This is a genomic window from Neobacillus soli NBRC 102451, assembly GCF_001591665.1.
GTDB lineage: Bacteria > Bacillota > Bacilli > Bacillales > Cytobacillaceae > Neobacillus > Neobacillus soli.
In genome coordinates, this window is record NZ_BCVI01000054.1 from 85,901 (window position 1) to 93,945 (window position 8,045).

Here is an 8,045-nt window from a genome sequence, read left to right on the forward strand (position 1 = left end):
CTCCATTTTAGAATGCATCTTCTTCCGGGTCATATGGTGTTAGAAAATAGTTGCAAGTTTGGCTGAGCAAATGAACCATTAATATAATCAACGTAAAAATAACCGTATAGGAAATGGCCAATGCAGCATTGCCTAAATCTTTGCTTTGTCCAACAACAAAAGAGGCGCCCGGATAAACAGCTTCCATGAAATAAAAACCGGCCCCGCGGTATGCGGTAAATTTTTCAATAATAAATAAATTGGATAAAACGAACAAGGATATCGTGTTTAGATGCTGTAAAATCTTGATGATGGCATTACGAAAAATATGTATGTAGACCACTTTTTTAAATGACATGCCTTTAGAATAAGCCGTGCGTATATAATCCTTTCCCTCCTCCTCTTCCAAACTGGTGTAGGTCATTTTTGCCGTAAAAATGAGGGGATAGATGGATAAGTAGATGATTCCTAAAATGACGTTTTCGAAGTTATCGCTTCCGAATAAGGTGATGTGAGGAAGCAAGCCAATGCTGTATAAAAACATCAGTAATAATTGAATGCCGACCACGACAAAAAAGTCAGGAATGGAAAGGAAAAGCCATGTGGCTCCTTTAGCGGGATAACTCCATAGTTTATATTTTGAAAAGCGATAATCCATCATCCCCTTTAGTACCCCAAAAGTAAACGACAGAATCAAGGCTGGCAGTACAATCGCGAGGCTTTTTTTCAATGTTCTTGAGAGCAGTTCGCTATTGGGATAGCCCGGTCTGTAATCACCTAGGGATTTGTTGTCTTCTAGATAGGAAAAAAAGGTAATAAAGGAATCTTTGTGTTTTGCCCAAGAATAGTGGTACTGGGCATCCTCAAATACATTCCCTGTTGAGGTTTCATAGGTCACATCTCTTGGCATCAAGATAATAAATAGGATAATCAATGTTGCAATCATCCAGGCCAAAATACTTTTGCCTAATTGGAATATTAGCGGCAATTTCTATCTCCTCCTATACTAGTTTTATTTTCCCTTTCCTACGACTCTATTAAGAATAGTATAACAAATATTTACTGAATATTTGGCAAGTTGGGCAGTATTACTTTCAGTTTCCTATTGTTTTAAAGGAGTTAATAGGGCTGGTGATGAATATATAAAAAGGAAACTTGGAATGGATGGAAGAGAATTTTTTTGAGATTCGGAGGGGCAGCATTGGAATTACTGGTCATTAGGCACGGACAATCAGAGGCAGATCTATTAGAGGTACATGAAGGAAGGGCAGACTTTCCTTTAACACAGTTGGGAGAGGACCAGGCAAAACGAATGGCAGATTACGTTGCTGCTCACCATCCCCCAGATATTATCGTATCCAGCCCGTTAAAAAGGGCAAAAAGCACAGCCTTAATCTTACAGGAAACAACTGGCTGTGAAATCATTGAAGAAGAGGATTTAATGGAATTTAATAATGGAGTTCTTGCAGGCTTGTCGAGGGAAGTCGCTGCTGTTAAATACCCGTTACCAAAGAACGGGAGGCCAGTGCATATGGCGATTCAGGATGGTGAATCAGCGCTTGAACTCCGTTATCGTGCGGAAAGGATCTTACATAAGATCATTCATGACCATGGCGATTACAATCGGGTAGCGCTAGTTTCCCATGGCGGGCTAATCTCAAAAATGATAAATGCATTTCTACGTCAGCCGATGGATAGTGAGTTTGGATTTGCCACCGGCGATACCGGAATTCATTTACTAGAAATGAAAGATAATATAAAACTAGTACGATTCCTAAATAACCAGGAGCATCTAGGTATCGGAAAATAAAAACAAGGAAAAGGGAAAATTTTCGTTGACTTTTATCACAATTTATGTTAAAATATTTATTTATTGACAGTTAAAATTTACCCTTATATAATAAACTCCTAGCGAAATTTTGCTGGGAGTTTTTCTTTTTTCGTAAAAAAGTAAGGCGATGGGGGGAGTTTTTTTGGAAAGTAATAAAGAAAGTTTAACAGCATTAGTAAGCTGCTTTGCCAGAGGTTATCATGCATCGAATAGCAATCAGCCTGTTTTTAATGATTTTATTGCAGACTCTCTTTTAAAAGAGGAGGAAAAGCGGTTAATCGCCGCCAATTGGGCGGATGCTATTGCCTTCTTTGACTCGGAGAAAGGTGAATCTAAGAAGACGTTTGCTGAAAAATTGCAGTGGGTGATGAACAACCAGACTGTTCCGCAATTAGTCAGCCGGGCAAGATATGCGGAAGACGGCCTCATGTCCGCTGTTGAGCGGGGTTTTAAACAATATGTCATTTTAGGTGCAGGGTTCGATACAATTGCTCTTCGGCAGGAAAATCTTCCAGAGGATTTTATGATCTTTGAAGTGGATCACCCTGCAACCCAGGCTTTTAAAAAGCAACGCTTTCAAGAAATGGGCATTGATATTCCAATTAACCTAAAGTTCGTTCCTGTTGATTTTAAACAGGATTCCCTTCACGATGAGCTAATGAAAAGCGGCTACGATAAGGGGGAATATTCCTATTTTAGCCTGCTCGGCGTTACTATGTATTTAGAGAAACAAGATTTTTACCAGCTCCTCTCTACTGTTTCCGATATATCCAAAAAGGGAAGTTCTTTCATCTTTGACTACCTCGATGATACTGCTTTTAATGAAAAGACCGCTTCAATGAAGCTAATCAAAATGCGCCAAATCACCGCGCAAATAGGAGAACCTATGATTACCAGCTTTGACCCGTTTGAACTAGATCGAGAGCTGCAAGATTGCCATATGCTATTATATGAAAATCTGTCTCCAGATAATATTGAAGAAATGTACTTTGCGGACAGAGAAGATGGAATGCATGCCTTCGACCATTTTCACTTTGCTCATTTAGTGGTTCATAAGTAAATAGGCATCGAAACCACCATTCACTTTTGAACGGTGGTTCTTTTATTTTTGGAAAATAAAAAATTTCCAATCCTGCAACTATTTGCTATCGTTAAACGTGGTTAGGATGAAAGGGGGAGCTTCAGTGGAACTTGATAAAGCCTATCAAGAAAACGTAAATGATTTATATCGCTATCTTTTCTCCCTTTCGAAGGATCATTATATCGCTGAGGACTTGGTTCAAGAGGCCTTTTACCGAGCCTATTTGCAATTAGAGGATTACGAAATCTCCAATATTCGAGCATGGCTATTTAAAGTGGCCTATCATGCCTTTATCGATTATCAAAGGAAAAATAAGCGCCTCGTCATTCAGGGCCAAATGGAAGAACCGGGCCGCCACTCCGAGGAGACACCGGAAAGAAGACTGCTGGAGAAAGAAAGTTTTCAATTGTTGCTGAAAGATATTCACTCCTTAAAGGAAGGGGAAAGACATGTATTGCTGCTCTGTGATTTGCATCAACTTACCTATAATGAAGCGGCAGAAATTTTAGAAATGAACATAAATACACTGAAAAGCCAGTTACATAGGGGTCGACAGAAGGTTATGAACAAAGTGAAGGAAAGGATGAAGGCAGATGAGCGATGAAAAAAACAGTTTTGAAGAAGATTATCAACAGTATCTAAAGGAATCACTCCATGAAGTGAGCAACCTTAACCATTACTCAAAAGAAGGCCAAACAGAGATTGTCACGATTGGAAAGAATATGGCGCGGAGAACGAATATCATGATTAGTTTAGCCATTCTATTATTAATTGTTCCAATCATGACTTTGTCCACCTACATGTATTATGCCATTGGAGGCAAGGCAGACCATTTGATTGATGTGGTAACAAAGACAATTTACGTGACCGAGCCGAATATGAGCTTAAAACCATTAGAATTAGAAGATGATATTAGTTTTTTTTCAATGAATATCAATTTTGATGTTTTTAAACGAATTGGGAAAGAGGATTATAAGGCCGGAAACTATGATATTGATTTTTTGCTAGACCAGCCAAGTTTTCCGAAGAAGAATATGTTGTTAGACCGGCAGTTGCCCGAGTTTCCTAGTAAGGAATCAGAAGTCATGATACACCCTAAAGCAAACATTCCGTTTAATGAAGCAGATCAATGGGACATTTTACATAAGATTCCAGATGGAACCGTTGCCGAGGTATATGTTTCTTTAAATGAATTAATGAAACCGGATGATTTAAAAAACAGCCTGCCTAAAAATATGGAACTCCGCTGGCTGGCGGTGGATACGGGAATCGATGCAGACCAGGTGAACAAAGAAGGGGTACCGATTACACCGTTAGGTTACCCCGCACAGTATGACCCAACAACCTGGTCCCCGTTTAGGACTTATGAGGGGCCGAATGAAGAAGTATTTCTTGATATTTTATCATTGCTTTCAAAAAATGAAGCGGTTGCGGAAAAAGTCGCCCGGGCTAAATCATTGTCCTTGGGCAGCCGCCTTGCTTATATCCAGAAACATGGCGTAAAGGTTTATGGTGCAGTTATCACCGGTCCGACAGTAGAGTTAAGAAAATTACAGGACGTAAAAGAAATTCGTGCGCTAAAGGTGGGGGAAGTGAAACTATGGAATTGGGAATAAAGAAAAAAGGAGGGAGTAAACGCCTTCCGACAATATCGGGATTTTTGTCTTTTCTAATTGCACTCATTTCGTTAGCAGGGTTAAACGTGACCCTATTGTTAAAAACACCGGGATTTCCTGCAGTCTTTTTAATTCAACTGCCATTGGTAGGCCTTTTTCTCGGTATAATTGGCCAAGTTACCCAGAAGAGATCAAGACTTTATGCCATCTGGGGTCTCTCTTTAAGTATCTTCCTGTTGATTTTTACCCTTTTAATGGTGGTATCATCCCTGGGCATTAATTATAAACCATAATACGAACAGTGACAGGCACTGTTCGTATTACAGAAAAAGGACCATTCATTTATTGAATGGTCCCAATTTCCTTTTGTCCTGCATATAGTTTGCGATATTTAATATAGCTTCCGATTCGCCAAATCCCAAGGTAAAGAAGTGCTAATAGCATGGTCAAAATAGTAAATTCGATGTAATCGATATTTTTGAAGTATTGACTTAAGGAAACCCGAATCAAAATAATAGCAAAAATGATAAACTTAAAGTTTTTATTTGGCTTTGAATAAATAAAACCGTCCTCGCGAATCTCATACGATGTTTGTGTAAGCATGATTCCGCCGAACAAAACACCAAGTAGACCAGCGATGATCATTTCCCAATAGGCGGGTAAATGAAATGGTTCATCCGGAATGTGCATCAACTGGGTGATACTTAATGAAAATAATACAATCATAAGCAGAATCGGAGATAGGATTCCAAATCCCCCCATTTTAATCGGCCGCTTTTTCCTAAACATTGTATTTCAATCCTCTCTAGGAATATTTAGTCTAAATTTCATTCCATCATATTGTTATTATAAACAATAGTAGTTCAAGGAGGATAGTGTAAAAATTCATCCATTTAATCTGAAAATGTTCATGTTCTAAACGTGTCCCCAGTTATTCAGCAGGAAAACTTTTCATTACTATCGCTATAATATGAAACATTTGTGTCCGCTTCCTCGTAAGTAAAGATATGGAAAGGGGTTGGATGGATTGAGCAGATATTCAATTAATGAATTCATTAAAAAAACAGAGCAAGAGGATAAAGGTGAAGGCTTTTTCGAATTAGAGACACCCCGGATGCTTGAGGTAAATCTTAATGGCCAAGTGTGGGCTAAAGCGGGATCGATGGTGGCTTATAATGGAGTCATTAAATTCGTCAGGGAAGGAATTTTGGAACATGGCCTTGGAACGGCGTTCAAAAAGGCGTTGACAGGAGAAGGTGCTTCGTTAATGAAAGCCAATGGCCAGGGGAAATTATATCTCGCTGACGCCGGTAAAAAGATCATTATCCTGAATCTGCAAAATGAATCAATCTTTGTTAACGGCAATGATTTGCTCGCCTTTGAACCAAGTATCAAATGGGAGATCAAATTAATGAAACGGATTGCCGGGATGATGGCTGGCGGATTATTTAATGTCCGTTGCGAAGGAACTGGAATGATTGCCATTACGACCCATTATGAGCCGCTGACCTTAAGGGTTACCCCGGGCCAGCCCGTTATTACCGACCCGAATGCAACCGTGGCTTGGTCCGGCAACCTGCAGCCCGAATTTCAAACCGATATTAGTTTAAAAACTTTCCTAGGAAGAGGAAGCGGCGAGTCCATTCAAATGAGGTTTGAGGGTAATGGATTTGTGGTCGTTCAGCCTTATGAGGAGGTTCGAATGCAGGAAAAGAGTTGATTTGCTATTGTCTAAAACCTTTCATTAAGCTAGAAGGATTTTCAATGTATCAACGTTAAAGAAAGGAATACTAATGAATAGTAAAGAGAGATTACATGATTATATGAATGTCCTTCATGGCAACAATCATTTTAACGGAGCCGTTTTGGTTGCCAATAATGGAGAAATTCTTTTAAATGAAGGATTTGGCTATGCGAGTTTCCAGTATGATGTCCTTAATACACCACAGACAAAATTTCGAATTGGCTCCCTTTCAAAAGCTTTTACAGCAGCGGCTATTTTACTCCTGCAAAAACAAGGAAAACTTAAAGTCACTAATCCTATTAATCTATTACTTGAAGACTATCCTCACGGAGACAAAATTACCATACATCACTTGTTGACCCATTCCTCGGGGGTTGCTGACTTTACATTCTCATCTGAATACTGGGAAAAAACGATGCGACTTCCATCAAGCTTAGAGCAATCTATCGAACGCTTTAGGAATAAGCCATTGGAGTTTGACCCGGGGGAGCGGATGGATTATCGGAATACAGGTTATCTCCTGCTAACTGCAATAATTGAAAAAGTATCCGGTATTACCTATCGGGAATTTTTACAAGAAAATATCTTGAATCCTCTCGAGATGAGCCATACAGGTGTGGATGATGGAAGAACCATTGTAAAAAATCTCGCTTCTGGATATTCCGTTTGGGAAAAGGTGATTCAAACGGAGTTCGTGGACATGTCGATTCCCCTTGGTGCATATGGATTGTATTCTACTGTTGAGGATCTGTATAAATGGGGGGTGGCTTTGAAAAATGGCCTCCTGATTGGGGAAGAGTTAAGTGGGAAAATGTTTTCCAGCTATTTAGGTGGATATGGTTACGGCTGGTTTATTGATGAGAGCACAAGAAAGCTTGCCTGTCATTCAGGGGATATAAATGGTTTTACGAATGATTTCCAGCTTTATTTAGAAGAGGACGTAGTAATTATTGTTCTTAGCAATCTCAATATTACACCAGTTGGAAAAATAAGCACGGACCTTGCAAAGATTGTCTTTGGGGAGACGATTAGTGGCATGGAAAGAGTAGCTGTCACTTATGACCCTTGGGGGTTAGAAATATTTGAGGGGTTATATAAAAGTGAAGAAACGGAGCTAAGCATTGAATTAAAAGGCGGCAAATTATACGTAACTATCCCAAAAATGTATGGTGCAGTTTATAAATATGAGTTGAGGCCCCTTCGATTAACCGGAAACGAGGCTCATTTTAAGGCGAATTTTCTTAACGAAGACTTTATTTTTGAAAAAGAAGCTCATGCAGTACAATTTATTGATGTCTATAATCGGAAAGTTATTTTTTATCGGGCGTAAAATATTGCACAGGGACAGTTTATATAGGTAAATAATCTTCCTTTTTGGGCATACTGTTGAATATGTATGTCGATGGGGTGATTAAGATGGAGAAATTAGCTAGATTACCTGACCTTTGTTGGGAAGGGATTACCTTAAAGCATGTTTTACACAAAAAGATTGTTATTCCATATTTATTATTTGTTTTTACCGCACTAGTGTTCGAATTATTTTTGACCGTACTATTCATCATATCGAGTTTCCTTTTTTACCTTTATAGCTTCAGCTCTAGCTTTGGATTCTATGTAAGTGGGGCAATATTGATCTTATTATTGATGATGACAGTATCGATATTAATAGCAACAATTAGGAAATACAAAACTGGTGCTTTTATTGAAGGTGATTGATTATTAATGTTAACCCATCTTTAATAGGCTGGCCGAAAGTTAAAACACCGTTTGGAATTTCCGAACGGTGTTTTACTG

General features: G+C 39.0%; 9 protein-coding genes. 7 read left to right on the plus strand and 2 right to left on the minus strand.

Annotated elements, in window-relative coordinates:
- Positions 1 to 7 precede the first annotated feature (7 nt).
- Complete coding sequence (locus BSO02S_RS18785; RefSeq protein ID WP_066070978.1) at positions 8 to 967, minus strand: ABC transporter permease subunit; 960 nt, start codon at positions 965 to 967, stop codon at positions 8 to 10.
- A 213-nt stretch (positions 968 to 1,180) separates the two neighbouring features.
- On the opposite strand from BSO02S_RS18785, the gene BSO02S_RS18790 reads away from it, so the two are divergent.
- The 4 genes from BSO02S_RS18790 (at position 1,181) to BSO02S_RS18805 (ending at position 4,507) form a co-directional block, all read left to right on the plus strand.
- On the plus strand, positions 1,181 to 1,789 hold the full coding sequence (locus BSO02S_RS18790; RefSeq protein ID WP_066070980.1) for a histidine phosphatase family protein: 609 nt from the start codon (positions 1,181 to 1,183) through the stop codon (positions 1,787 to 1,789).
- A gap of 163 nt (positions 1,790 to 1,952) precedes the next feature.
- Positions 1,953 to 2,870: a class I SAM-dependent methyltransferase gene (locus tag BSO02S_RS18795; protein ID WP_066070981.1), complete on the plus strand. Its 918-nt coding sequence runs from the start codon at positions 1,953 to 1,955 to the stop codon at positions 2,868 to 2,870.
- A 124-nt stretch (positions 2,871 to 2,994) separates the two neighbouring features.
- The gene (locus BSO02S_RS18800; protein ID WP_066070984.1) at positions 2,995 to 3,495 is read left to right on the plus strand and encodes a sigma-70 family RNA polymerase sigma factor; all 501 of its coding nucleotides are present in this window, start codon (positions 2,995 to 2,997) and stop codon (positions 3,493 to 3,495) included.
- Complete coding sequence (locus BSO02S_RS18805; RefSeq protein WP_066070988.1) at positions 3,485 to 4,507, plus strand: anti-sigma factor; 1,023 nt, start codon at positions 3,485 to 3,487, stop codon at positions 4,505 to 4,507. The genes BSO02S_RS18800 and BSO02S_RS18805 overlap by 11 nt, the downstream gene beginning before the upstream one ends.
- A 342-nt stretch (positions 4,508 to 4,849) precedes the next feature.
- Here BSO02S_RS18805 and BSO02S_RS18815 read toward each other — a convergent pair whose 3' ends face one another.
- Positions 4,850 to 5,296 (minus strand): CcdC protein domain-containing protein, encoded by a 447-nt coding sequence (locus tag BSO02S_RS18815; protein ID WP_066070994.1) that lies wholly within the window; start codon positions 5,294 to 5,296, stop codon positions 4,850 to 4,852.
- 238 nt (positions 5,297 to 5,534) lie between these two features.
- Between BSO02S_RS18815 and BSO02S_RS18820 the strand changes: the two genes are divergently transcribed.
- The 3 genes from BSO02S_RS18820 to BSO02S_RS18830 all read left to right on the plus strand — a co-directional run bounded on the left by BSO02S_RS18820 (position 5,535) and on the right by BSO02S_RS18830 (position 7,967).
- Positions 5,535 to 6,227 carry an AIM24 family protein gene (locus BSO02S_RS18820; RefSeq protein WP_066070997.1) on the plus strand — a complete coding sequence of 231 codons (693 nt, stop codon included), beginning with the start codon at positions 5,535 to 5,537 and terminating at the stop codon, positions 6,225 to 6,227.
- Between the two features lie 73 nt (positions 6,228 to 6,300).
- Complete coding sequence (locus BSO02S_RS18825; RefSeq protein ID WP_066071000.1) at positions 6,301 to 7,581, plus strand: serine hydrolase domain-containing protein; 1,281 nt, start codon at positions 6,301 to 6,303, stop codon at positions 7,579 to 7,581.
- Between the two features lie 86 nt (positions 7,582 to 7,667).
- Complete coding sequence (locus BSO02S_RS18830) at positions 7,668 to 7,967, plus strand: hypothetical protein (RefSeq protein WP_066071003.1); 300 nt, start codon at positions 7,668 to 7,670, stop codon at positions 7,965 to 7,967.
- The last annotated feature ends 78 nt before the right edge of the window (positions 7,968 to 8,045 follow it).